Below are 22,901 nucleotides of genomic sequence, written 5' to 3'. Positions count from 1 at the left end.
CTATATAATTTTAAGTATAATAAATTATTTTTACTAAAGGGCATGAAAGTGCCCTAATATTATTCTGGCTTGAATAAGATTCTAAAATAGTTTCATTATTCATTATCGTTTTATATATTTAGTGGGTGTTTTGTAATCTAGCTTAAGCATATTTTTTGATTCAGGATAATTATATAAGTCGTTATTTTAATTTACTATAACTTATTTTTTATACAATAGACCTCTTGCATAACTTATCTTATAAAGGGAATAAGAACTTCTACTCTACGCAGCGTACATAGTTAAGTATGTAAGGATGAGAGAGCAGTGTCGATGTCTCATATATCTTTAAGAAATGAGTTATGTTAAGAGGTCTAATCAATAATGTGCATATTTTGATTTAAAACTATATTGGATTATATAATGAAAAATTTTAATTTATCTGAAGAATTAATTATTGCTCTCGAGACAATGAATATAACTGAGCCGACTGAAATACAAAAGCAATCGATTCCGGTTGCAATGGCGGGATCGGACATACTCGCTTCTAGCCAAACAGGTTCAGGCAAAACTCTTGCTTATTTATTGCCGTTAATTGATTCATTTATTAAAAATAAAACTACTGCTTTAATTCTTGTTCCGACTAGAGAATTAGCAACGCAAATACACAGTACTTTAAATAAAGTAACTACATCCTATAAAATTAATAGTGCAGTTTTGATAGGCGGTGAACCGATGCCTAAACAATTTATGCAATTAAAAAAGAATCCAAAAGTGATTATTGGTACGCCGGGGCGTATTATCGATCACTTAAATAGGGGAAGTCTAAAAATTGATCGTATAGGCATAACCGTACTTGACGAAATGGATAGAATGCTTGATATGGGGATGAAAGAACAATTAGAAGAAATCAATAAATTTTTACCGGAAAAAAGACAAGTTTTAATGTTTTCCGCTACTATGCCAAAACATATTATTGCTGTTTCTCAAAAATATCTAAACAATCCGGTACGTATTACGGTAGGTGCTACTAATAAAGCAGCTGCAGAAATAAAACAGGAATCAATGCATGTTTCTGATAAAGAAAAATTTAGTGCATTAACTAAACAACTTGGTAATAGGGAAGGATCGGTCATTATTTTTGTGAAGACTAAACGTTCTGCCGATCAATTAGCTAAAATGTTGAAATATGAAAATCATACAGCAGAAGCTATACACGGTGATTTAAGTCAGCGTCAACGTGAAAGAGTAATTTTATCATTTCGTAAGTCAAACCATAGAATAATGGTAGCAACTGATGTAGCGGCTCGTGGGCTTGATATTCCTCATACACAGCATGTTATTAATTATGATTTACCTATGTGTCCTGAAGATTATTTACATAGGATAGGTAGAACGGGTAGAGCAGGGGCTACCGGACATGCGTTGTCTTTTATTTCTCCTGATGATGTTATTAGATGGCGTGCAATCGATCGTTTAGTAAATAAAGGAGAATCTACGCCACGTAGTGAGTTTAGAAGTGATAAAAATAATCGTAAAAGATCATTCGGTAAAAGAGCCAGCGGTGACGGTAAAAAGTTTAATGCTTTTGATAGTAGCCGTAAAAGAACCTTTGATGGTAACAGCTACGGTAATAAAAGAAAGAAAGTATCGTAGTTTAGATTTACGTCATTTATATCATTGCGAGGAAATTACGTAAGTAATTGACGAAGCAATCTCAAGAGTTTATTATTATTTCATGAGATTGTCACGTAGCCTTATGGCTGCTCGCAATGACGATTAGATATCCATGCGGGCGATGATGCCTTTGCAGGAATGACAACCGTATATTTTAAAGGAGGATAAATTCATAAGTTTAAATTTTTCACGATTTCAATATATATCTAATATTTTCTTTATATTAATAATTTCTTTTCCTGGAGGTTTAATTTATTTACTTACCGGTTCAACTCTTTCTTTTTGGCTTCGAGAATCCGGTTTTGATAAAATCACTATCGGGCTTTTTAGTTTAGTGAATTTTATTCATATATTTAAATTTTTATGGGGTCCTTTGCTTGAAAAAGTAAGTTTTGCTCCTTTAAGTAAGCGGGGATATAAATATTGTTTAATTATTGCTTTGGTTAGTTGTATTTTTTGTGTATATGTTCTAACAAATTTTAACCCTAACACTCATTTTATACCATTTGCTTTATGCTTAGTAGCTGTGGCATTTTTTTCGTCCATTTATGATATGTTACTTCAATCATCACAGATGTTACTGATTACAAATAAAAATTGGGGCATAAGTGAGGCAGCTTGTACTACAGGCTTTAGAATAGGTATACTTATAGCAGGTTCAGGAGCGTTATATTTATCTACTATCATATCCTGGCAAGATGTTTATCGTGCTATGGCAATTTTATGTATACCGTCATTATTATTAATTATAATCTATCCGCTTAAATTTAAAGATAAGATAATTATTAATGATTTTGATAGATTTTGGCATGCTTTTTATGATTTTGTCAAGAAACCTAAATGGCTAATAATTGTTAGTGTTATGCTTCTATATCGTCTTCAAGATAATTTTCTGTCAATTATGCCGAATATGTTTTATCTCGATATTGGGTATACGAAGAAAGATTTAGCTCTTGGATATAAAGCTTTCGGTATGTGTGCTACAATCCTTGGAGGTTTTATAGGTGGGTTTTTGTGCCGAAAATATGAATATTCTTATTTGCTTAAAAGAGTATTAATATATCATGCTTTATCTAGCCTATCTTTTTTATTTCTCTATTTTTATAATCGAGATATTACAAGTTTGTATATAGCGGTCTTCTTTCAAGAATTTACCAAGGGCTTAACTATGTCGCCGTTTTTTTCTTACCAATTAAGATGCTGTAGTGCTAAATATTGTATAACCCAAATTGCTTTAATTACTTCTATTGCTTATATTAGTACCATATTGTTTGGTAGTATTTCAGGCTATGCAGCTACTTATTTAGGCTGGACTTATTTCTTTATTGTAGCAGGATTCTGTTTTATACCGGCTTATATATTAATTAGATATTTGCCGCCTTATGTTATTTCTAGCTAAAGCGGGAATCTAGCAAAATATTTATAATTGTCATTGCGAGGAGGCGTTGTTGTGTGGATCAATTTCACCTCTGTCATCCCGTGGTTTGACACCGAGTGCTTTACCGGTCCCTGCAACAATGCCTTGCGAGGAGCGTAGCGACGTGGCAATCTCTCTTAAATTGCATGAGATTGTTTCGTCGGCATAAATGCCTTCTTGCAATGACGTGGATAGGTAGTATTGGATTCCTGCTGCCGCAGGAACGACATACTTTTGAGCGCCATGTAAAAATGCCTAAATACAAATATATTGTAAAAGTAGTACTATCAATTTATAATAATCAACAAATTTATTAGTGTGCTTTAATTATGTTTATTCAAACTGAAGATACTCCAAATCCGGATGCAATAACATTTTTCCCAGGGCAGGAAATAAGTAGTGATCAGCCGGTATTTTTTAGTGAGCTTGCTGAAGTAAAAGGAAGAAGCAAACTTGCAGAATCATTATTTTATATTAATAATGTAAAATCGGTGTTTTTCGGTAGTGATTTTATAACAGTAACTAAACAAGCTGAAGGTAATTGGCAAGTTATAAAGCCTGAAATTTTAATGGTTATTATGGATCATTTTGTTTCAGGCTTTCCTGTATTTGAAGAAAACACCAAAGCAGATAATGTAAATCATAACCTTGATGGGCTTTCGGAAATAGAGAAGCAAATCGTAGAGATTATTGAAACTAGGGTGCGTCCATCTGTTGCACAAGACGGCGGCGACATAATATATAAAGGCTTTGAAAACGGTGTAGTTAAATTAGCACTTCGTGGTGCATGCCTTGGATGTCCTAGTTCCACCATCACCTTAAAAAACGGCATTGAGTCCATGCTTAAACATTTTGTACCGGAAGTGCAAGAAGTTGAAGCTGTAGAGGAAGATTTTGAGTAATTTAGTATGCTAACTGTGTTAGTCTTCGTCATTGCAAGAAGAAACTGCAAGTTTCGACTAAGCAATCTAGTAAAAATTTCTGGTTTACAGAATTTTTGATTATTTTTTCTGGTTCTTCCTTTGCAGAATTGATTGTATCATTTTGATGCCAAATAACGTAATGTAGTTCAACATCTTTTGGAGCATATACTACGATAGGTAGTTTGCTATTATATCTTCAAAATGTTTCATCGCCTAAAAATACACTAACCGTTTGTATGGTTGCTTTTACGTTTGGGCATGCCATCATTGTACTAGCAGGGTGATCGCTAACTTGATCGATTATATAATAATTATATCCCCATCCTTCTAAAGTTTTTGTTTCCAGCTTACCACCAAACCAAACACGATTACAATCTTGCATTGCATTTTTTGTTGCTTGCAATTCTACTTTTAGCTTTTCTTCATTTGACTCTGTAGGTAAATGAATTACATAACACTTTTGATTTTCAAGTGGTGTAGGATAGGGTGCAATATCTTTTAACCGCTTATCGGTATCGGCTAATAAATCAGTATTTAAAAAACATGATAAAATAGTATAATTTTATTTGGCATATGATTATTTTTTTAATTAGAATCCATTATCTCGCCTAGAGGAGTTATATAAGAAGCATTTATTTTACCATTGGCTATAATATCAGTACTAAAGCCTTCACTATAGTCAACATCACCATTTTCGTTTATTTTTGTACTTAAAAATAATATAGAATTTTCAAATTTATTTTCTTTTAATATAGGCTGATTATTTAAACTAAAAACTTTCATGGCAAGCCTTTCATTATTAGGTAATCTAAAATATATTTCTGATCCGTTATTGGATTAAAATTACATTTATTATAAGCACCTAATAATAATAAATTATTTAATATATCTATAGTAACTTGTTCTTCAAGGTTTATAATCTTAGGAAATAATATGTAATTATTGTGATTATTTTGTATATTTGAAATAAGAATACTTTGAGAGTTATATTGTTGTTTTTCCAAATATATTTTTGCAAAATTATGTTGTTTTAATTCTGTAAAGGTTAGTTCAGCCTTATATTTTTGTTTGTCACTAGAAAAGTTAGGTAGCGTTTCTATTAAATGAAAATCAAGGGAGGTTGCGCTAAATCTTGTATTCAGCATATTATTTTGATTTAATTCGGTAAAATCTAATGCGGCATAGTATGTTGCTCCTCCGTCAATGTCTAAACTATATACAGGCTTATCTTCCAATATCTCTTCAAATAAATCTTCCCATAGCTCGTGTAACTCTTGTAAAAAATTTTGAACATGTTCTTTAGTTTTACAAACATCAATTTGATTTGCAAAGCTTTTTGCTATAAAAAACTTTAAATCTTTTTGATCCGATAAAGATAAATCATGAATGTGACATTTAAATGTTTTATCTACATAATTTATTAGTGATGCAGTATCTGCAGGAAAATTTTTAGTTATTTCTAATAATTCTTTTTTTATGCTGTTCTGAAATTATATTCATTTTCTAATCTAATCCCGTTTCTTTCTTAAAAAAGCCGGTATGTCATGAATATCAGACTCTTTATTATCTTGATCTAGAGTACTAACAACAACGTTTTTGCGTTCTAAAGTTTGATTATTTGAAGCACGCAGAGAACCCCATATTTTTCCTAAAAATGATGGTTTGGGTGAGTCATCTTCAGATTTGTTGAAAGTATTGGCATGTAACCCTAGCTCTTTTTTATTTCCGATAAAATTTTGATTTATTGGAGAGTCGGTAATTTCAATATTTTCGGTACTGTAGCTGTTAAAATCAGGCATTTCTTCTATTTGTGTAGGTTGTGCTATAGCTTTATTATAAGTTTCCTCAGGAACTATATTGGTAGTTTCAGCTATTGCGGGTTTATATGTCGGTACTTTATCGGCATCAATACCGGTAGCAACAACTGATACTCTGATCATTCCTTTTAATTCCGGATTAAATGTTGAACCGAAAATAATATTAGCATCAAGGTTGTCTACTTCTTCTCTAATTCTATTAGCAGCGTTGTCAACTTCAAATAAGGTCATGTCGGAACCGCCGGTAATATTGATTAATACACCTCTTGCACCGCACATTGAGCTATGATCTAGCAGTGGATTTGAAATTGCAGATTCTGCCGCTTTAATAGCTCTATCTTCGCCACTAGCTTCACCTGTACCCATCATTGCTTTACCCATTTCACTCATTACTGCTTTAATATCGGCAAAATCAAGATTAATAAGTCCCGGCATAATCATTAAATCCGTTACTCCTCTAACGCCTGCATGTAATACGTCATCTGCCATTTTGAAAGCATCGGCAAACGTCGTTTGTTCATTAGCAATACGGAATAGATTTTGGTTCGGTATTACAATTAAAGTATCAACGAATTGCTGTAATTCAATAAGTCCTTTATCGGCAGTTTTCATACGATGACCGCCTTCAAAATGGAAAGGTTTAGTTACTACCCCAACCGTAAGGATGCCTAGTTCTTTAGCAATGCGTGCAATAACCGGTGCAGAACCGGTACCTGTACCACCGCCCATACCTGCCGTAATAAATACCATATTGCTATTTTCTAGGTAATTACGAATTTCGCTTTCTGATTCTTGAGCAGCAAGTGCTCCAACCTCAGGAGAAGCTCCTGCCCCAAGACCTCTAGTCGTAGAAACACCGAGTTGTATTTTGTTAGTGCATAAAGAATGTTCAAGCGATTGTGCATCAGTATTAGCTACTACAAAATTAGCACCTTGCAGATTAGCACTAATCATATTATTTACTGCATTACTACCTGCACCCCCAACGCCAAAAACTGTAATGGTTGGTTTTAATACTATATTTTCAGGAGCTTTGATATTTAAAACCATGATACTCTTTTATTTTATATAATTAATGTTTAAGTATAATAAAAGATTTAGAAATTTCCATAAACTTTTTATGAAAAATATGGATTATTGTATTATAAAATAGTGGAATGCCGTTATTATGACATGCTTTGATTAATGCTTTATAGTTAGTGGTCATAGGTAAGTACTTCATGCATGGCAGTTAATAAATAAGTTGTATCATATGTAGTAAGATTGTTGGCTCTTGCAGTTTAATTTCATGTATGGAAAAATTTAAATTTGATATATTAAGGGGGAGAGAGTTTAAAAAATCTATAATTTTAATAACCTCTACTGATTTTATTCTAGCACGTTTTTCTGCTATTAATATTACATTAGTTACTTCAAGTCTCCAAAGAGGCGGTACTATCACTCTAAACTTATAACAATAATCTAATGTAAAATCTGAATATTTATCACGTTCATCATAAAAGAACCATGAGACAGTTATGGAGCAATCGGCTATAAACGGTTTAGAATTCACCATTGTCTACCTTCATCTCTAAGCTCTTTAATTAGTATAAGGAGCTCTAATGTTTTGCTTTTGTGGAATTCTCTTATTTGCTCTACTATATTATCCATTTTAGGTTTTTGAGTTATAATTTTTGCAACCGGCGTATTATGCTTACAAATGGTAATTTGCTCTCCGTCTTGTACACGCTGTATTAGATCAGAAAAATGAGTTTTTGCTTCGAGTAGGTTAATTTGATTAGATAAATTTTGTTTCACATAGGTAATATAATAATAGACTAATTTAATATTATCCTATTTATAAGATTTTATACAGTAATATTAATAGTTTAAATTAATATCTTTGTATAAAACCTAAGATTGACTAACCATTTTTTCAGGTACTACTATTTTATCAAATTTTGCTTCCGATAGAAGATTGAGTTTTTTAGCTGCTTCTTTTAAAGTGATCCCGTGCTTATGTGCTTCTTTAGCAATTTTTGCAGCATTATCATAGCCTATATGTGGATTAAGAGCTGTAACAAGCATTAGAGATTTATCACGTAAATCATTAATGCGTGCTATATTGGGTTCTAATCCTTTAACACAGTGAGTAACAAAGCTATTTACGCTATTGGATAACAGCTCTATAGATTGTAGGATATTGTATATTATTACGGGTTTAAATACGTTAAGTTCAAGATGTCCGTTTGAGCCGGCAATAGTAACCGTAACATGATTCCCCATCACCTGACTGCACACCATTGTTAAAGCTTCGACTTGTGTAGGGTTTACTTTACCGGGCATAATAGAAGAACCAGGTTCATTTTCAGGTAAATGTAGCTCACCAAGACCGCATCTTGGACCGGAGCCGAGCAGTCTTATATCATTTGCTATTTTCATTAAGCTAACTGCTATAGTATTAAGAGTTCCTGAAAATTCTACTAGTGCGTCGTGAGCAGCTAGACTTTCAAATTTATTAGGAGCCGTCTTAAAGGGTTGTTTAGTAAACTCTGCCACTTTCTCGGCAAATTTTATATCAAAGCCTATTTTTGAGTTAATACCTGTACCGACTGCTGTGCCTCCTTGGGCAAGTAGATAAACTTTTTGTAGTGCATTTTCTATGCGTTCTAAAGCATACTCTATTTGTGTAATATATCCGGAGAATTCCTGTTTAAGAGTTAAAGGAGTTGCATCCTGCAAGTGGGTACGTCCTATTTTTATGATTTTGTCCCAATCTTTTGACTTATCCTGCAAAGAGGTCAGTATATTATTCAAAGCTGGTATCAGTTGCTGTTTAGTTGCAAGTACGGTTGCTATATGCATAGCGGTTGGAAAAGAGTCGTTGGATGATTGTCCTTTATTAACATGATCGTTAGGATGTACCGGAGATTTGCCGCCTTTCTTGCCTGTTAATTCTTCGTTGGCAATAGAGGCAATAACCTCGTTCATATTCATGTTTGTTTGTGTTCCTGAACCTGTTTGCCAAACTACTAAAGGAAAATTATCCTCAAATTCGCCTTCTAAGATTCTATCCGTGGCTTTATCTATACTTATAGCGATTTTAGCTTCTAAATCACCAAACTCATGATTAACCTGTGCTGCACATTTTTTTAAAATAGCAAGAGCACGAATTAAAATTTCAGGCATTTTTTGCTTGCCTATTTTAAAATTTTCTAAAGATCTTTGAGTTTGAGCCCCCCAATAAAATTTTTCTTCTATTTGAATTTCTCCAAAAGAATCACTTTCGGTTCTGTAATTTTTCATAAATTGTTAAATGTTATATAATTATCTATTTTTTTCATAAAATGATCACTTACTGCATTCAAGTCTAATTGCTGGGCTAATTTAGCAAAGCTATAATATAATTTGTCTGTTAAAGAAGCTTTTTTTAGATTCTTAGCAATAAATATTAATGTGCTTTCTATCATAAGATTACGATTAAAACTATAAAATTTTTGCCAATGTTCGTTATATTTAGGTTCGGAAGATGTTATATAATCGGAATATATAGGTTTAGTAATTACTGTTTTACCTTGATATATATCAAATATAATATCATTAATTAATCTTTCATTCTTGAGGTTATTGATCACTTTATCAAAAAAATTGTTTAATATAGCTGTTGTTATCTCTTTTTCTGTAAGTGCATTTATAAATATGTCTAATTGTTTTTCAAAACTCTCGATAATTTGTTCATTTGGTTCCCTTTTCATTACTTTTCTCTCAAATTAATTGATATAATAAAAGTTTATGACTTTAATTTTAGTAGACTAAATATTTATATCGAAGTAAATAAAAAACAATATTTGATTTATTAAAAATATTATTTATGTAATGAATGAAAAATTATAGAAGCGGCATTTGATACATTAAGACTTTCTACTCTCTGAGAAATAGGGATTTTGGCTAAATAATCACATGTTTCTGCAACTAATCTTCGTATACCTTTATCTTCTGAGCCAAATACCAATACTATTTTGTCGGAAATTAATGTATCGGTAAAGTAGTCATTTGCAGAACCTGTTAGACCTATAATCCAAAAGCCGTGTTTTTTAAGATAATTCATACATGAGCGTAAGTTAGTAACTTTAATTATAGGTATTAATTCTAAAGTACCGCAAGCCGCTTTAGCAATGCTGCCGCTTTCATTTGGAGAATTATCTTGAGGTAATATTATAGCATTTATATCAAAAGCAGCGGCACTACGAATAATTGCGCCAATATTTTGTGTGTCTGTTATTTGATCAAGAATCGCAATTTTACATTTTGGATTTGTTATATCTATGTCCTCTAAATTGTAAGAAAAAATTGGTCTAATTTTTGCAGCTATTCCTTGATGTGTTTGGTTTTCCAGTAATTTAGATAAAATATCGTTATTAACAATTTCATAAGCTCTAGTACCTATTAATTTTTTATTTGTCTCAAAAATTTCCCTAGTGCATAAAATATTGTCAATTTGACGTTTTGGATTATTTAGAGCAGAAAATACAGGATGTTTCCCATACATATAATAACAATGTTTAGAATCAAGTTTTTTATTTTGCATCTTATTGAAAACCGTCAGTAATTTGTTCTTGACAGAAACTACTATTTATTATAGAAAGTTACAACTAAATAAATGTGCAAGATGCTATTTGTTTATTTGATGATTCGGCAAGAAGTTTTATAAGTCCTAATACTAATTATATATTGTATTTTACAGTGAATTAGTCTATTTAATACAGTAAAGTTCTTTAGGAGGGGTGGCCGAGTGGTCAATGGCAGCAGACTGTAAATCTGCCCGCGTAAGCGTTCGAAGGTTCGAATCCTTCTCCCTCCACCACTTAAATGGTTCAGGGAAGCATATCATTTTATTTAAAAATAAAACATAATTGTGTATATTTATAAATCTGAATAAAATTGATATAGCACTGTTAACAAAATAACTTTGAAATTATTTTATTAATAGTGCCACAATGCGGGTGTAGCTCAATGGTAGAGTTCCAGCCTTCCAAGCTGGCTGTGTGGGTTCGATTCCCATCACCCGCTCCAGAGATAGTGGTAACAAATAAATTTAGCAAAAAAATGCACTTATAAAAAAATAACTTGTATTAAACCTAAAAAATTGTAGAGAGTAATAATATGGCAAAAGCAAAATTTGAACGAACTAAACCGCACGTTAATATAGGTACGATCGGTCACGTAGATCACGGTAAAACTTCCTTAACCGCAGCAATAACTATAGTACTTGCTAAGACAGGTGGAGCACAAGCTACAGCGTATGATCAAATTGATGCTGCTCCTGAAGAAAAAGAAAGAGGTATAACTATTTCTACTGCACACGTAGAATATGAGACTAAAAATAGACACTATGCACACGTAGATTGTCCGGGACACGCTGACTATGTAAAGAACATGATAACCGGTGCCGCTCAGATGGACGGTGCAATATTAGTAGTTTCTGCTGCTGATGGTCCTATGCCGCAAACTAGAGAGCATATATTACTAGCAAAACAGGTAGGTGTGCCTGCTATGGTAGTATTCTTAAATAAAATAGATATGGTGGATGATCCTGATCTATTAGAACTAGTAGAGATGGAAGTAAGGGAATTATTATCAAAATATGGTTTCCCGGGTGATGAAATACCTATTATTAAAGGTTCTGCACTTCAAGCTTTAGAAGGAAAGCCTGAAGGTGAAAAAGCTATTAATGAGCTAATGGATGCAGTAGATAGCTATATACCGCAGCCTGTAAGAGCTACGGATAAACCTTTCTTAATGCCAATAGAAGATGTATTCTCTATTTCAGGAAGAGGTACTGTTGTAACTGGTAGAGTAGAGTCAGGAATAATTAAGGTAGGTGAGGAAATTGAAATAGTCGGTCTAAAAGATACGCAAAAAACTACCTGTACCGGTGTAGAAATGTTCAGGAAATTACTTGATGAAGGACAAGCCGGAGATAATGTTGGCATATTACTACGCGGTACAAAAAGAGAAGAAGTTGAAAGAGGACAAGTTCTCGCAAAACCTGGTAGCATAAAACCGCATGATAAGTTTGAAGCTGAAGTATATGTGCTTAGTAAAGAAGAAGGTGGACGTCATACCCCATTTACTAATGACTATCGTCCGCAGTTCTATTTTAGAACAACAGATGTTACCGGTACAATAAAATTGCCTGCTGATAAGCAGATGGTTATGCCTGGAGATAATGCTACTTTTACAGTGGAATTAATTAAACCGATTGCGATGCAGGAAGGGTTGAAATTCTCTATACGTGAAGGTGGTAGAACAGTGGGTGCCGGCGTAGTAACTAAAATAAATAATTAATTGATTTTATAAATACCTATTATTTTTTAATAATAGGTATTTATATTTTAAGATGTAATAGACATTTTTCCGAACCGGCTTATAGAGAAGAATTTGAAGGAGGTACGGAATGCAGAACCGCAGCGTATATAACGGACGTGAGGATTCGAGTGCCGGATCGACGTACAAATTACCTCTAGAAGTACAGTGTGGAAAGATGTCTAAAAAAATATCTTGCTGTTTAAATATTAGGTTTACTGAATGAAAAATAAAATCAAAATTCGTTTAAAATCATTTGATCATCGTAGTCTTGATCAAGCTACAAAAGAGATAGTTAGTGCTGTTAAAAGAACGTTTGCTAACATTAATGGCCCTATTCCTTTACCTAAAAAAATTGGAAGATTTACCGTAAATAGGTCTCCTCATGTACATAAGAAGTCAAGAGAGCAATTTGAAATTAGAAAGCATAAAAGATTATTAGTTATAGGTGATCCGAATCCGGCGGTGGTCGATGCTTTAAGTAAAGTTGATTTAGCAGCAGGTGTTGATGTAGTGATTGAATTAGAGAGTGGGGAATAAATGAGAACCGGTATAATTGCTCAAAAAATTGGGATGACTAGTGTTTTTAATGATAAAGGCGAAAGAATTTCTTTAACATTAGTAAAAGTTGATGATTGTCAAGTAGTAGGACATAAAACTCTAGAAAAACATGGATATAATGCTTTGGTTATAGGTGTAAAAGATAAAAAAATATCTAGAGTAACCAAACCTATGAGACAAGTTTTTGCTAATGCTAAAATATCTCCTAAAACTAAATTAAAAGAATTTAGAATTTCTGAAGAGAATTTTATTGATATAGCAGCAAGTCTAGAAGTAGACCATTTTACGGCAGGACAATTTGTGGATATAACGGCAACTACTATAGGTAAAGGATTTGCCGGTAGTATGAAAAGACATAATTTTAGAGGTCTTGAAGCTTCTCACGGTGTTTCGATATCCCATCGTTCGCATGGTTCTACAGGACAAAGACAAGATCCAGGAAAGGTTTTCAAAGGCAAAAAAATGGCCGGTCATATGGGATGTAACCAAGTTACTATTCAAAATTTGAAAATATTTGCCGTTGATAAAGAGCGTAAGCTTATTATGATTCAGGGTAGTATACCCGGTCACAAAAATTCGTATCTTTCAGTAAAAGATGCAATAAAAAAGATTTCAATCACTGTATAATAGATATTTAGACATGTTTGTTGAGGTTAAAGGTTATCACGTTAACAAAACGCCATGCAATATTATTTATATAAAAGTTTTATATAAGACTGTATAAGGTTAAAATAAAGATGAAAACTAAAATATTAAGTCTTGCTAATGAAGAAGTTGGTGAGATTAGCTTAAATGAAGATATATTTGCTGTTGAATTTATCAGAGATGATATAATAAAGCAGGTTATTGATTGGCAGAGAGCTAAGGCAATGTCTGGTAACCACAAAACTAAAACAGTATCAGAAGTATTAGGAACCACAAAAAAACCGTTTAAGCAAAAAGGTACAGGTAATGCAAGACAAGGCTCCCTTAGATCGGTACAGATGCGTGGTGGTGGTGTAGCTCATGGACCTAGAGTACGTAGTCATGCAACGAAATTACCTAAAAAAGTACGAAAACTTGGTTTAATTCATGCTTTATCTGAGAAATGCGCTGAAGGAAAATTATTAGTAATAGATTCTTTAAAGTTAGATAAGCCTAAAACTTCTGCTCTTGTAAATATATTAAACAAATTTCAAGGAAAAAGTTTCTTTGTAATAGATGGAAATGAAGTAGATATTAATTTTTCTTTAGCTGCAAAAAATATTTATAATACTGTGATTGTTCCACAAATAGGAGCCAATGTTTATGATATAATACGACATGAATATGTCCTATTATCACAAGAAGCAGTGAGTGTTTTAGAAGAGAGGTTAAGATGAGTTCTTATAAATACTACGATTTAATTAGAAAACCTATTATTACAGAAAAAACTACAACCCTTTCCGAACAAAATAAATACGCTTTTTATGTAGATAAATTTGCTAAAAAACTTACCCTTAAAAAGGCTATAGAAGAAATATTTAAAGTAAAAGTAAAAAAAGTGAATATTTTAAACGTTAAAGGTAAGAAGAAAAGATTTAAAGGAATTATAGGGACTCAAATCAATAGAAAGAAAGCTATTGTTACATTAGAAAAAGACCATAATATCGATTTTGCCGGAGGAATTAAATAAATGGCTTTAAAAAACTTTAATCCAATTACTCCTTCTCTTAGAGAGTTAGTTCAAGTTGATAAAACTAGTTTATGGAAAGGCAGACCTTTAAAATCTTTGACCAAAGGTATATCTAAAACCGGTGGACGAAATAATCAAGGTAGAATTACTTCTTGGCACAGAGGTGGAGGACACAAAAAGTTATATCGTATTATTGATTTTAAAAGAAATAAAATTGATATTTCTGCTATTGTTGAAAGAATAGAGTATGACCCTAATAGAACTGCTTTTATTGCTTTAATAAAATATGAAGATGGGGAATATTCTTATATTCTAGCACCACAAAAATTATCTGTAGGTGATAGAGTAATATCAAGTCAAGATGCTGATATAAAAATAGGAAATTGTTTACCTTTAAAATGCATTCCTATCGGTACTACTTTACATAATGTTGAAATGAAAGTCGGTAAGGGCGGTCAAATTGCAAGGTCTGCAGGTACTTCAGTAGATCTAGTGGGTAAAGATTCAGGATATGCTCAGATTAAATTAAGATCAGGTGAATTTAGGTTAGTACCTTTAGATTGTAAAGCTACTATAGGTAGTATATCTAACCCGGATCAAAAAAATATTAATTTAGGCAAAGCCGGTAGAAATAGATGGCTAGGTTGGAGACCGCATGTTAGAGGTGTAGCAATGAATCCTGTAGATCACCCTCATGGTGGTGGTGAAGGTAAAACTTCAGGAGGTCGCCATCCTGTTACTCCTTGGGGATTCCCAACAAAGGGTAAGAAGACACGTAAAAATAAACGTACTTCAAAATTTATCGTAAAGAAAAGAAAATAGATTTTAAATTAATTAGGTATTAGTATGGCACGTTCAATATGGAAAGGGCCTTTTGTAGACGGTTATTTAATAAAGAAAGTTCAAAAATTAATGGAATCAGGTAAATATGAAATGATTAAAACTTGGTCTAGAAGATCAACGATTTTACCTATTTTTGTAGGGTTTACCTTTTCTGTGCATAATGGAAATAAATTTATTCCGGTTTCTGTAAATGAAGAAATGGTTGGAAGAAAATTAGGTGAGTTTGCTCCTACTAGAACATTTCACGGTCATGGAGCAGATAAAAAAATCAAAAGAAAATAAAGATTTATATGGTACAGGAAAATAAAAATTTTGCTACGGCACAAGCTAAATCTATTAGAGTAAGTTCAAGGAAGCTCAATTTAGTTGCAGCCTTTATTAGAAATATGAAAGTATCTGAAGCATTGGTACAATTAACTTTTTCTCCTAAAAGAATTGCAAAAGTTGTAAAAGATTGTTTACAATCTGCTGTTGCAAATGCTGAAAATAATTTAGGTCTAGATATAGATAGATTGGTTATTACTAAAGCGACTGTAGGTAAGGCTTTAGTAATGAAAAGAGTTATGCCAAGAGCAAAAGGAAGAGCAACTAGAATAAATAAGTTTTTTAGTAATCTTTATATAACTGTTACAGAAAAAGAGGATAATTAAAATGGGGCAGAAAGTTTGTGCACATGGTTTTAGAGTTGGACCGACTTTAATTAAAGGTTGGGATTCCATATTATATGCAGAAAAACATTATAAAACTCTTTTTATACAAGATTTAAAAATTAGGGATTTAATAAATAAGGGTTTTAATCAAGCCCAAATTAGTAGAGTTTTAATTGAACGCCCTTCTAATAAAAGTATTATAATTAATATTAATGCCAAAAAACCAAATATCATTATCGGTAGAAACGGTAGTGAAATTGATAAGCTAAAAAAAGCTATCGAGAAAATGACTTCTTTAAAAGAAGTTTATATAAATATTCACGAAGTTCGAAAATTTAATATAGATGCTGCTATAGTAGCTCAAACTATAGCACTACAGCTTGAAAAAAGAGTTTCTTTTAGAAAAGCCATGAAAACAGCAATTCAGGCGTCATTTAAACAAGGTGGACAAGGTATCAGGGTTAGTTGTTCAGGACGACTTGGAGGTGCTGAAATTGCTAGAACCGAATGGTATATAGAAGGAAGAATGCCGTTACATACTTTAAGAGCTGATATTGATTATTCAACAGCTGAGGCTATAACTACTTATGGAGTTATAGGGGTTAAAGTGTGGATTTATAAAGGTGAATATACAGAAAATAAAAGATATAATTAATTTTAAGTATTAAAATGTTAGCTCCGAAAAAACAAAAATTTAGAAAAGCTCATAAGGGTAGGGTTGCTTCAACAGCAAAAGCAGGTACGACGCTTGCTTTTGGATCATTTGGTCTAAAATCTATAGATGGTTGGCGTGTTACTGCAAGACAAATAGAAGCAGGAAGAAAAGCTGCTACTAGATGTATGAAAAGGCAAGGAAGATTATGGATTCGCATTTTTCCGGATGTTCCCGTTTCTAAAAAGCCTGCCGAAGTAAGAATGGGTAAAGGTAAAGGTTCTCCTGAATTTTTTGCAGTTAGAGTTTCGCCTGGAAGAATTATGTTTGAAATTGAAGGGGTAGAAGAAAATGTTGCACTTAGAGCTTTGGAGCTTGCAAGTGCAAAATTACCTGTTAGAACAAGAATAGTGAGACGTTATGAATGATTTAAAATTATTAAGAAGTAAGTTATCTACTGAAACAATAGAAGAGCTTTATAAAAACCTTAATCTTTTAAAAAAAGAATTGTTTAATTTAAGATTTCAACAAGCTTTAGGTGATTTAAAAAATACTAGTAGGTTTTCGTTAGTCAAAAAGTCTATAGCACGTATTAAAACTGAATTAACAAAAAGAGCTAATAGTGAGGAATATTAAAATGCCGAAAAGAGTGTTACAAGGCGTGGTTATAAGTTCAAAAGCTGATAAGACGGTTACAGTAAAAGTAGAAAGAAAGTTTAAGCATCCTATTTATAAAAAATTTGTGAAAGTATCTAAAAAATATGCTGCTCATGATTCAGAAAATAAATATCAAGAAGGAGATAAAGTTAGTATAATTGAAAGTCGGCCTATCTCAAAAACCAAAACATGGGTAGTGGTAAATGGGGAATAAAGTTTTTTAATCTTTGACTTTATAAGGTAGATTGTTTATTTTATTTCTCGTGTATAAAAAATTGGAAGTAGTTTATGATTCAAATGCAGAGCATCTTGGAAGTTGCAGATAATTCCGGTGCTAAAAAAGTTATGTGTATTAAAGTTTTAGGTGGCTCTCACCATATGGTGGCAAAGCTGGGTGATGTTATAGTTGTATCTGTTAAAGACGCTATACCCGGCGGTAAGGTTAAAAAGGGTGATGTTTATAAAGGCGTGATTGTTCGTACAAAGACTGGAGTAGTAAGACCTGACGGTAGTACAATAAAATTTGATCAAAACGCATTAGTGCTTTTGAATAAACAAGATGAACCTATCGGTACTAGAGTTTTTGGTCCTGTTACAAGAGAACTTAGAGCGAAAAAATATGTTAGAATAATGTCGCTTGCAGAGGAAGTGTTATAAATGATTAAATTAAAAGTAAAAAAAGGTGATGAAGTTGTTGTTATTACCGGAAAGCACAAAGGAAAAAAAGGTAAAATATTAAAAGTTTTCCCGGAGGACAGTAAAGTAATTGTTTCTGGAGTAAATGTAGTAAAAAAGCATACTAAATCTAATCAAATGAGTGAAGGCGGGATAATAACTAAAGAATTACCTATACATATCTCAAATATTGCACACATCGATCCAAAAACCGGTAACCCTACCAAGGTAGCTTTTAAATTCTTAGAAGACGGTTCTAAGGTTAGAGTAGCAAAGAAATCAGGGGAAATTATTGGTAAGGAAGGTAAATAATGTTAAGATTTAAAGAATTATATCAGCAAAAAATTATTGAAAACTTACAAAAAAAATTTTCTTATAAAAATAAACACGAAATACCGCAAATTAAGAAAATTGTGATAAATATGGGAGTAGGGGAAGCAACAGCCGATTCCAAAGTAATTAATAATGCAGTAAATGATCTTACTTTGATTTCCGGTCAGAAGCCGGTTGTAACGTTAGCAAGAAAATCTATTGCAACTTTTAAGTTACGCGAAAATATGAAAATAGGTTGCAAGGTTACATTACGTAAAGATAGAATGTATGATTTTTTAGAGAGGTTAGTAATTGTTGCATTACCCCGTGTTAAAGAATTTCGCGGTTTTTCTTATAAAAGTTTTGATGGTAAAGGGAATTTTACTTTTGGGTTAAAAGAGCAGATAGTTTTTCCTGAAATTAATTACGATAAAATCGATACAATAAGAGGTATGGATATTACAATCGTTACATCTGCTAAAACAGATCAAGAAAGTAAATTTTTGTTATCAGGGTTTAATTTACCTTTTTATAATTAATTTTTAGGATATATATAATGGCAAAAGTAAGTTCTATAAAAAAGAACGAAAGTAGGAAAAAAAAATCACAAAGTTTACATAATAAACGTTTAGCACTAAAAAGTAAAATTTATGATAAAAATATTTCATTAGAAGAGCGTTTTTCTTTGGTAATGTCACTTGCACAATTACCTAGAAATTCATCATCTACTAGAATAAGAAATAGATGTGAGCTTACAGGTAGACCAAGAGGTGTTACAAGAAAGTTTGGTATATCGAGGAATAAGCTTAGAGAATTAATAGGCAGAGGCTTAGTTCCCGGTGTAGTTAAGTCAAGTTGGTAAAAGTCGATAGGTAAATCATATGTCAATGACGGATAATGTAGCAGATATGTTAACTAGAATTAGAAATGCTTATAAAAGCAAATTGATAAATGTTTCTTTTCCTAGTTCTAAAATTAAAACTTCAATTTTAGATGTTTTGCAAAAAGAAGGTTATATAAAAGATTATATAACTACTCAAAAAAATAATATTAGTTATACTGAGGTAGCTTTAAAATACTCTGTTAATGGCGATGCTTCTATATGCGAAATTCATAGAGTATCAAAGCCTGGAAAAAGAGTATATTCTGCTATTAAAGATTTGAAAGGATATTATAATAATATGGGTATATATATTCTTTCTACTCCTTACGGTGTTATGTCTGATAGAGAAGCTCATATTAAAAATGTCGGCGGCGAAGTAATTTGTAAAGTATTTTAAGGTAAAAAATGTCACGTGTTGGAAAATTGCCAATTACTATACCTGAAGGTATAAAAATTGGTTTAAATGATTTAGAAGTAAAAATATCCGGACCTAAAGGCGAATTATCAAAAACTTTTAAAGGTAATATAGCAATTTCATTGGCAGAAAATAAGCTTTTAGTAAAACCTTTAGCCGCAAATAAAAATGCACGTGCTATGTGGGGTACTGCAAGAAGCATAATATCAAATATGGTTACCGGCGTTAAAGAAGGTTTTAAGCTTAAACTCGAAATTAACGGAGTCGGTTACAGGGCGATGGTAAAAGGTAAATATTTAAATTTAATGCTTGCTAAAAGCCATAATACAAAAATTGAAATACCTTCAGATATTAAAATAGAGATGCCTAAGCAAAATATTATTATTCTTGAGGGAACAGATAAAGAAAAATTAGGACAATTTGCTTCAATTATTATAAAACAGAGACCACCTGAGCCTTATAAAGGAAAAGGAATTAAATTTGAAAATCAATTTATACCGCGTAAAGAAGGTAAGAAAAATTAAATTTAAGAGTTAAATATGCGTAGTGCTAAGCTAAAATTTGAAAAAAGAAGAAGTAGAATAAGACATAAAATATCTAAAACATCTAATAGAGTTAGATTATCAATATTTAAGTCAGGTAGACATATATATGCACAAATTATTGATGATTCTAAGTCTATAACGATTGCTGCTGCTTCAACTTTAGATGAGAAAATAAAAAAATTAAAAAAATCTCATTGTAATATTGAAAATGCTATCAAAGTAGGCGAAGAAATAGCAAAAAAAGCTGATTCTGCAGGGATAAAAGACGTAGTGTTTGATAGAGGCGGATATAAGTATCACGGTGTTGTAAAAGCGCTAGCTGATGCAGCTAGAGAGAAAATAAAATTTTAGGTTATAAGGTTGTAGTAATGTCTAAAGTTAAAAAAAATGACGAGACTTTAAGTGAAGTTTTAGTTGATGTAAATAGAGTTACAAAAGTAGTAAAAGGCGGTAGAAGCTTTGCTTTTTCTGCTTATGTAGTGGTCGGTGATAAAGCCGGCAGAGTCGGAGCGGGACACGGAAAAGCTAAAGAAGTAAATGAAGCTCGAGGAAAGGCAAAACAAGCCGCTAAAAAGAGAATGATGAAAGTACCGTTATATCAAAATAGGACTATTCACCATGACGTTGTCGGTAAAAGTGGAGCTGCTAAAGTGATTTTAAGAAGAGCTAAAGCAGGTACAGGCATTATAGCCGGAGGATCTATGAGAGCAATTTTTGACTCTTTAGGCGTTCATGATATTGTTGCTAAATCAATAGGTTCAACGAATGTTTACGCAATGATTTCTGCAACATTTGATGCATTAAATAAACTTGCATCACCAAAATCTATTGCTATGAGAAGAGATAAAAAAGTAAATGAAATATCTGTAAAATCTGCTGACATTCAAGTTAATGAATAATGTTGTATAAGTAAGGTGAAGTTATGAATAATAAGATCAATAATATAAAAATTACTCAAGTTCACAGTGCTATAGGTCGTAAGTATGATCAAAGGTTGATATTAGTTGGGCTTGGTTTAAACAAAATTAATAAGAGCGTTATTCTTGCAAATACTAATTCAATCAAAGGGATGGTTAACAAAGTAAAGCATTTGTTAAAAATAGAAAATATGTAATTAGAGTTTTTAAATGAAATTAAATGAATTATATAATAATATAGGTGCTAAAAAAAATAAGAAAAGAATAGCACGCGGTATTGGTAGTGGTAAAGGAAAAACCGGAGGTAGAGGAATTAAAGGTCAAAAATCTAGATCCGGCGTTGCAATAAAAGGTTTTGAAGGTGGTCAAACACCTATTATCAAAAGACTACCTAAAAGAGGGTTTAATTGTATTTCAACTAAAAAATACAATATAATAAATATTTATAATATTGAAGAAGCATTAGCCGATGGGCGTTTAAGTGCTGGTGATAATATTACGAAAGAAAAATTGGTAGAAGCCAGAGTAGTTAATAATAAAAATAATAAGAAATTAGTGAAATTATTATCTATTTGTAGTGATGATTTCGCTGCTCCTCTATCATTAAAATTAGATGCTTATTCTTCTAAAGCTAAGGATTTAATCGAGAAAGCAGGTGGAAAATTATTATAGTATATGGGGCAGAATTTTTCTAAAAAATCCGGTAATGATTTAGTTAGTCGCATTGTTTTTACTATTCTCATTCTTATAGTATGTAGATTTGGGTCTTTTATACCTATACCTGGTATAGATTCAATTGCTTTGAGTAGTGTGGCTGCAAAGAATCAATCCGGAATACTCGGAATGTTTAATATGCTATCCGGAGGATCGCTAGGTAGAATGTCCATTTTTGCTTTAGCAATTATGCCGTATATTACTGCCTCAATTATTATCCAATTAATGTCAGTTGCATATAAACCTTTGGAAAATTTAAAAAAAGAAGGGGAAGTCGGCAAAAGAAAAGTAAATCAGCTATCGAGATGTTTAACGGTTCTGCTTGCTTCTTTTCAGGCTTATGGAGTTGCTATAAGTTTAGAGTCGATTGTAACAAATACTGGTCCTGTAGTAATCTTAGCGGGTTTTTTCTTTAGAGTTACAACCGTAATTACTTTAGTTGTAGGCACGATGCTATTAATGTGGTTAGGAGAACAAATTACAAAACGTGGAATAGGTAATGGTACGTCTTTAATTATATTTATAGGTATAATTTCAGGAGTACCTAGTGCTATTATTAGTATGTTTGAATTATCAAGAAAAGGAGCATTATCGCCTTTAATAGCGATAGCTGTTTGTATTGGAGTAGTTGTATTAATAGCTATAATTATATTTTTTGAAAGAGCCCAAAGAAAATTATTGGTGCAATATCCTAAAAGACAAGTAGGAAATAAAATTTATGGAGGCGAAGCAACCCATATGCCTATCAAGTTAAATACTTCTGGTGTAATACCTCCAATATTTGCTAGTTCAATTTTACTATTTCCTGCTACGCTTGCTAATTTTTCTAATAGTAATTCAGAAACTATGGGCATGCTTACTTATTACTTAGGGCATGGAAAACCTGTATATATTTTATTATATGTAGCATTAATTATGTTTTTTAGTTTTTTTTATACTGCAATAGTATTTAATTCTGAAGAAACTGCTAATAATTTAAGGAAATACGGTGCTTATATTCCAGGTAAAAGACCAGGAAAAAATACGTCTGATTATTTTGATTATATACTTACAAGGCTTACGGTTATAGGTGGGATATATTTAAGTGTAATATGTGTAATTCCGGAGCTATTAATGAATAAATATGTAATCTCTCTTTCTTTAGGAGGTACGAGTTTTTTAATTGTAGTGAACGTGGTACTTGATACTATGACTCAGATTCAAACTTACTTATTTAGTAGTAAGTATGAAGGTTTAATGAAGAAAGTAAAATTAAAAAATTAAAA

At 32.0% G+C, this 22,901-nt stretch carries 35 protein-coding genes, 2 tRNA genes and 1 pseudogene; 29 read left to right on the top strand and 9 right to left on the bottom strand.

Features of this window, described 5'->3' with window-relative positions; genetic code table 11:
• The first annotated feature begins 402 nt into the window (after positions 1-402).
• The 3 genes from ACSFFC_RS00575 to ACSFFC_RS00565 all read left to right on the top strand — a co-directional run bounded on the left by ACSFFC_RS00575 (position 403) and on the right by ACSFFC_RS00565 (position 3,975).
• The gene (locus ACSFFC_RS00575) at positions 403-1,635 is read left to right on the top strand and encodes a DEAD/DEAH box helicase (protein ID WP_014410957.1); all 1,233 of its coding nucleotides are present in this window, start codon (positions 403-405) and stop codon (positions 1,633-1,635) included.
• 193 nt (positions 1,636-1,828) lie between these two features.
• Positions 1,829-3,055 (top strand): MFS transporter, encoded by a 1,227-nt coding sequence (locus tag ACSFFC_RS00570; RefSeq protein ID WP_081497789.1) that lies wholly within the window; start codon positions 1,829-1,831, stop codon positions 3,053-3,055.
• A 347-nt stretch (positions 3,056-3,402) separates the two neighbouring features.
• Positions 3,403-3,975 (top strand): NifU family protein, encoded by a 573-nt coding sequence (locus ACSFFC_RS00565; protein WP_004997765.1) that lies wholly within the window; start codon positions 3,403-3,405, stop codon positions 3,973-3,975.
• Positions 3,976-4,003: 28 nt separating this feature from the next.
• Here the strand turns inward: ACSFFC_RS00565 and eco are convergent.
• The 9 genes and pseudogenes from eco to rlmB all read right to left on the bottom strand — a co-directional run bounded on the left by eco (position 4,004) and on the right by rlmB (position 10,380).
• Positions 4,004-4,444: pseudogene (gene eco / locus ACSFFC_RS00560) on the bottom strand (serine protease inhibitor ecotin).
• A gap of 137 nt (positions 4,445-4,581) precedes the next feature.
• A complete protein-coding gene (locus tag ACSFFC_RS00555; RefSeq protein WP_231282946.1) occupies positions 4,582-4,779 on the bottom strand; it encodes a hypothetical protein in 198 nt (65 codons plus the stop codon).
• Positions 4,776-5,231: a hypothetical protein gene (locus tag ACSFFC_RS00550; RefSeq protein ID WP_231282945.1), complete on the bottom strand. Its 456-nt coding sequence runs from the start codon at positions 5,229-5,231 to the stop codon at positions 4,776-4,778. The genes ACSFFC_RS00555 and ACSFFC_RS00550 overlap by 4 nt, the downstream gene beginning before the upstream one ends.
• Positions 5,232-5,504: 273 nt before the next feature.
• Complete coding sequence (ftsZ, locus tag ACSFFC_RS00545) at positions 5,505-6,863, bottom strand: cell division protein FtsZ (RefSeq protein WP_014410955.1); 1,359 nt, start codon at positions 6,861-6,863, stop codon at positions 5,505-5,507.
• A 181-nt stretch (positions 6,864-7,044) separates the two neighbouring features.
• A complete protein-coding gene (locus tag ACSFFC_RS00540; protein ID WP_012151159.1) occupies positions 7,045-7,368 on the bottom strand; it encodes a type II toxin-antitoxin system VapC family toxin in 324 nt (107 codons plus the stop codon).
• Positions 7,362-7,610 carry a type II toxin-antitoxin system Phd/YefM family antitoxin gene (locus ACSFFC_RS00535; protein WP_014410954.1) on the bottom strand — a complete coding sequence of 83 codons (249 nt, stop codon included), beginning with the start codon at positions 7,608-7,610 and terminating at the stop codon, positions 7,362-7,364. Before ACSFFC_RS00535 ends, ACSFFC_RS00540 begins: the two co-directional genes overlap by 7 nt.
• 96 nt (positions 7,611-7,706) lie before the next feature.
• Positions 7,707-9,098 carry a class II fumarate hydratase gene (gene fumC / locus ACSFFC_RS00530; RefSeq protein WP_014410953.1) on the bottom strand — a complete coding sequence of 464 codons (1,392 nt, stop codon included), beginning with the start codon at positions 9,096-9,098 and terminating at the stop codon, positions 7,707-7,709.
• Positions 9,095-9,547: a hypothetical protein gene (locus tag ACSFFC_RS00525; RefSeq protein WP_012719922.1), complete on the bottom strand. Its 453-nt coding sequence runs from the start codon at positions 9,545-9,547 to the stop codon at positions 9,095-9,097. The genes fumC and ACSFFC_RS00525 overlap by 4 nt, the downstream gene beginning before the upstream one ends.
• A 110-nt stretch (positions 9,548-9,657) precedes the next feature.
• On the bottom strand, positions 9,658-10,380 hold the full coding sequence (rlmB, locus tag ACSFFC_RS00520; RefSeq protein WP_014410952.1) for a 23S rRNA (guanosine(2251)-2'-O)-methyltransferase RlmB: 723 nt from the start codon (positions 10,378-10,380) through the stop codon (positions 9,658-9,660).
• Between the two features lie 190 nt (positions 10,381-10,570).
• Between rlmB and ACSFFC_RS00515 the strand changes: the two genes are divergently transcribed.
• From ACSFFC_RS00515 to secY, 26 genes are all read left to right on the top strand, one after another.
• Positions 10,571-10,656 (top strand) — tRNA-Tyr (locus ACSFFC_RS00515).
• Between the two features lie 135 nt (positions 10,657-10,791).
• Positions 10,792-10,865: transfer RNA gene (locus ACSFFC_RS00510), tRNA-Gly, on the top strand.
• A gap of 90 nt (positions 10,866-10,955) precedes the next feature.
• Positions 10,956-12,140, top strand: a complete 1,185-nt coding sequence (gene tuf, locus ACSFFC_RS00505; protein ID WP_004997779.1) for an elongation factor Tu — start codon at positions 10,956-10,958, stop codon at positions 12,138-12,140.
• Between the two features lie 109 nt (positions 12,141-12,249).
• Positions 12,250-12,384 (top strand): palindromic element RPE1 domain-containing protein, encoded by a 135-nt coding sequence (locus tag ACSFFC_RS00500; protein WP_014410951.1) that lies wholly within the window; start codon positions 12,250-12,252, stop codon positions 12,382-12,384.
• Positions 12,381-12,698 carry a 30S ribosomal protein S10 gene (rpsJ, locus tag ACSFFC_RS00495; protein ID WP_010977588.1) on the top strand — a complete coding sequence of 106 codons (318 nt, stop codon included), beginning with the start codon at positions 12,381-12,383 and terminating at the stop codon, positions 12,696-12,698. The genes ACSFFC_RS00500 and rpsJ overlap by 4 nt, the downstream gene beginning before the upstream one ends.
• On the top strand, positions 12,699-13,346 hold the full coding sequence (gene rplC, locus ACSFFC_RS00490) for a 50S ribosomal protein L3 (RefSeq protein ID WP_012151152.1): 648 nt from the start codon (positions 12,699-12,701) through the stop codon (positions 13,344-13,346).
• Between the two features lie 110 nt (positions 13,347-13,456).
• Complete coding sequence (gene rplD, locus ACSFFC_RS00485) at positions 13,457-14,080, top strand: 50S ribosomal protein L4 (protein WP_004997785.1); 624 nt, start codon at positions 13,457-13,459, stop codon at positions 14,078-14,080.
• Positions 14,077-14,373, top strand: coding sequence for a 50S ribosomal protein L23 (gene rplW, locus ACSFFC_RS00480; protein ID WP_010977586.1), 297 nt, complete (start codon positions 14,077-14,079; stop codon positions 14,371-14,373). The genes rplD and rplW overlap by 4 nt, the downstream gene beginning before the upstream one ends.
• Positions 14,374-15,195 (top strand): 50S ribosomal protein L2, encoded by an 822-nt coding sequence (gene rplB, locus ACSFFC_RS00475; protein WP_004997791.1) that lies wholly within the window; start codon positions 14,374-14,376, stop codon positions 15,193-15,195.
• Between the two features lie 24 nt (positions 15,196-15,219).
• Positions 15,220-15,498, top strand: a complete 279-nt coding sequence (gene rpsS / locus ACSFFC_RS00470; RefSeq protein ID WP_014410950.1) for a 30S ribosomal protein S19 — start codon at positions 15,220-15,222, stop codon at positions 15,496-15,498.
• An 8-nt stretch (positions 15,499-15,506) separates the two neighbouring features.
• The gene (gene rplV, locus ACSFFC_RS00465; protein WP_004997796.1) at positions 15,507-15,866 is read left to right on the top strand and encodes a 50S ribosomal protein L22; all 360 of its coding nucleotides are present in this window, start codon (positions 15,507-15,509) and stop codon (positions 15,864-15,866) included.
• Between the two features lies 1 nt (position 15,867).
• Positions 15,868-16,521, top strand: a complete 654-nt coding sequence (rpsC, locus tag ACSFFC_RS00460) for a 30S ribosomal protein S3 (protein WP_010977584.1) — start codon at positions 15,868-15,870, stop codon at positions 16,519-16,521.
• A 14-nt stretch (positions 16,522-16,535) separates the two neighbouring features.
• Entirely contained in the window at positions 16,536-16,946 is a 411-nt protein-coding gene (gene rplP / locus ACSFFC_RS00455) for a 50S ribosomal protein L16 (protein WP_004997806.1), read from the top strand.
• Positions 16,939-17,154, top strand: a complete 216-nt coding sequence (gene rpmC / locus ACSFFC_RS00450; RefSeq protein WP_004997809.1) for a 50S ribosomal protein L29 — start codon at positions 16,939-16,941, stop codon at positions 17,152-17,154. The genes rplP and rpmC overlap by 8 nt, the downstream gene beginning before the upstream one ends.
• Before the next feature lies 1 nt (position 17,155).
• Positions 17,156-17,389 carry a 30S ribosomal protein S17 gene (gene rpsQ, locus ACSFFC_RS00445; protein ID WP_004997812.1) on the top strand — a complete coding sequence of 78 codons (234 nt, stop codon included), beginning with the start codon at positions 17,156-17,158 and terminating at the stop codon, positions 17,387-17,389.
• A gap of 74 nt (positions 17,390-17,463) precedes the next feature.
• Positions 17,464-17,832 (top strand): 50S ribosomal protein L14, encoded by a 369-nt coding sequence (rplN, locus tag ACSFFC_RS00440; RefSeq protein ID WP_004997813.1) that lies wholly within the window; start codon positions 17,464-17,466, stop codon positions 17,830-17,832.
• Positions 17,833-18,162 carry a 50S ribosomal protein L24 gene (rplX, locus tag ACSFFC_RS00435; protein ID WP_004997814.1) on the top strand — a complete coding sequence of 110 codons (330 nt, stop codon included), beginning with the start codon at positions 17,833-17,835 and terminating at the stop codon, positions 18,160-18,162.
• Complete coding sequence (gene rplE / locus ACSFFC_RS00430; RefSeq protein WP_010977582.1) at positions 18,162-18,701, top strand: 50S ribosomal protein L5; 540 nt, start codon at positions 18,162-18,164, stop codon at positions 18,699-18,701. Before rplX ends, rplE begins: the two co-directional genes overlap by 1 nt.
• Before the next feature lie 17 nt (positions 18,702-18,718).
• Positions 18,719-19,024, top strand: a complete 306-nt coding sequence (gene rpsN / locus ACSFFC_RS00425; RefSeq protein ID WP_008580947.1) for a 30S ribosomal protein S14 — start codon at positions 18,719-18,721, stop codon at positions 19,022-19,024.
• A 19-nt stretch (positions 19,025-19,043) separates the two neighbouring features.
• Complete coding sequence (rpsH, locus tag ACSFFC_RS00420) at positions 19,044-19,442, top strand: 30S ribosomal protein S8 (RefSeq protein WP_010977581.1); 399 nt, start codon at positions 19,044-19,046, stop codon at positions 19,440-19,442.
• A gap of 8 nt (positions 19,443-19,450) precedes the next feature.
• Entirely contained in the window at positions 19,451-19,984 is a 534-nt protein-coding gene (gene rplF, locus ACSFFC_RS00415; RefSeq protein ID WP_004997822.1) for a 50S ribosomal protein L6, read from the top strand.
• A 15-nt stretch (positions 19,985-19,999) separates the two neighbouring features.
• Positions 20,000-20,356 (top strand): 50S ribosomal protein L18, encoded by a 357-nt coding sequence (gene rplR / locus ACSFFC_RS00410; protein WP_004997824.1) that lies wholly within the window; start codon positions 20,000-20,002, stop codon positions 20,354-20,356.
• Between the two features lie 17 nt (positions 20,357-20,373).
• Positions 20,374-20,904, top strand: a complete 531-nt coding sequence (rpsE, locus tag ACSFFC_RS00405) for a 30S ribosomal protein S5 (protein WP_004997826.1) — start codon at positions 20,374-20,376, stop codon at positions 20,902-20,904.
• Between the two features lie 23 nt (positions 20,905-20,927).
• Positions 20,928-21,119 (top strand): 50S ribosomal protein L30, encoded by a 192-nt coding sequence (rpmD, locus tag ACSFFC_RS00400; protein WP_004997827.1) that lies wholly within the window; start codon positions 20,928-20,930, stop codon positions 21,117-21,119.
• A gap of 13 nt (positions 21,120-21,132) precedes the next feature.
• The gene (gene rplO / locus ACSFFC_RS00395; RefSeq protein ID WP_014410949.1) at positions 21,133-21,594 is read left to right on the top strand and encodes a 50S ribosomal protein L15; all 462 of its coding nucleotides are present in this window, start codon (positions 21,133-21,135) and stop codon (positions 21,592-21,594) included.
• Between the two features lie 3 nt (positions 21,595-21,597).
• Complete coding sequence (gene secY, locus ACSFFC_RS00390) at positions 21,598-22,899, top strand: preprotein translocase subunit SecY (RefSeq protein WP_014410948.1); 1,302 nt, start codon at positions 21,598-21,600, stop codon at positions 22,897-22,899.
• The last annotated feature ends 2 nt before the right edge of the window (positions 22,900-22,901 follow it).

Source organism: Rickettsia parkeri (assembly GCF_051427245.1).
Lineage (GTDB): Bacteria > Pseudomonadota > Alphaproteobacteria > Rickettsiales > Rickettsiaceae > Rickettsia > Rickettsia rickettsii.
Note: the sequence above shows the minus strand (reverse complement) of the source record. Positions and strands in the feature narration are given on the sequence as shown.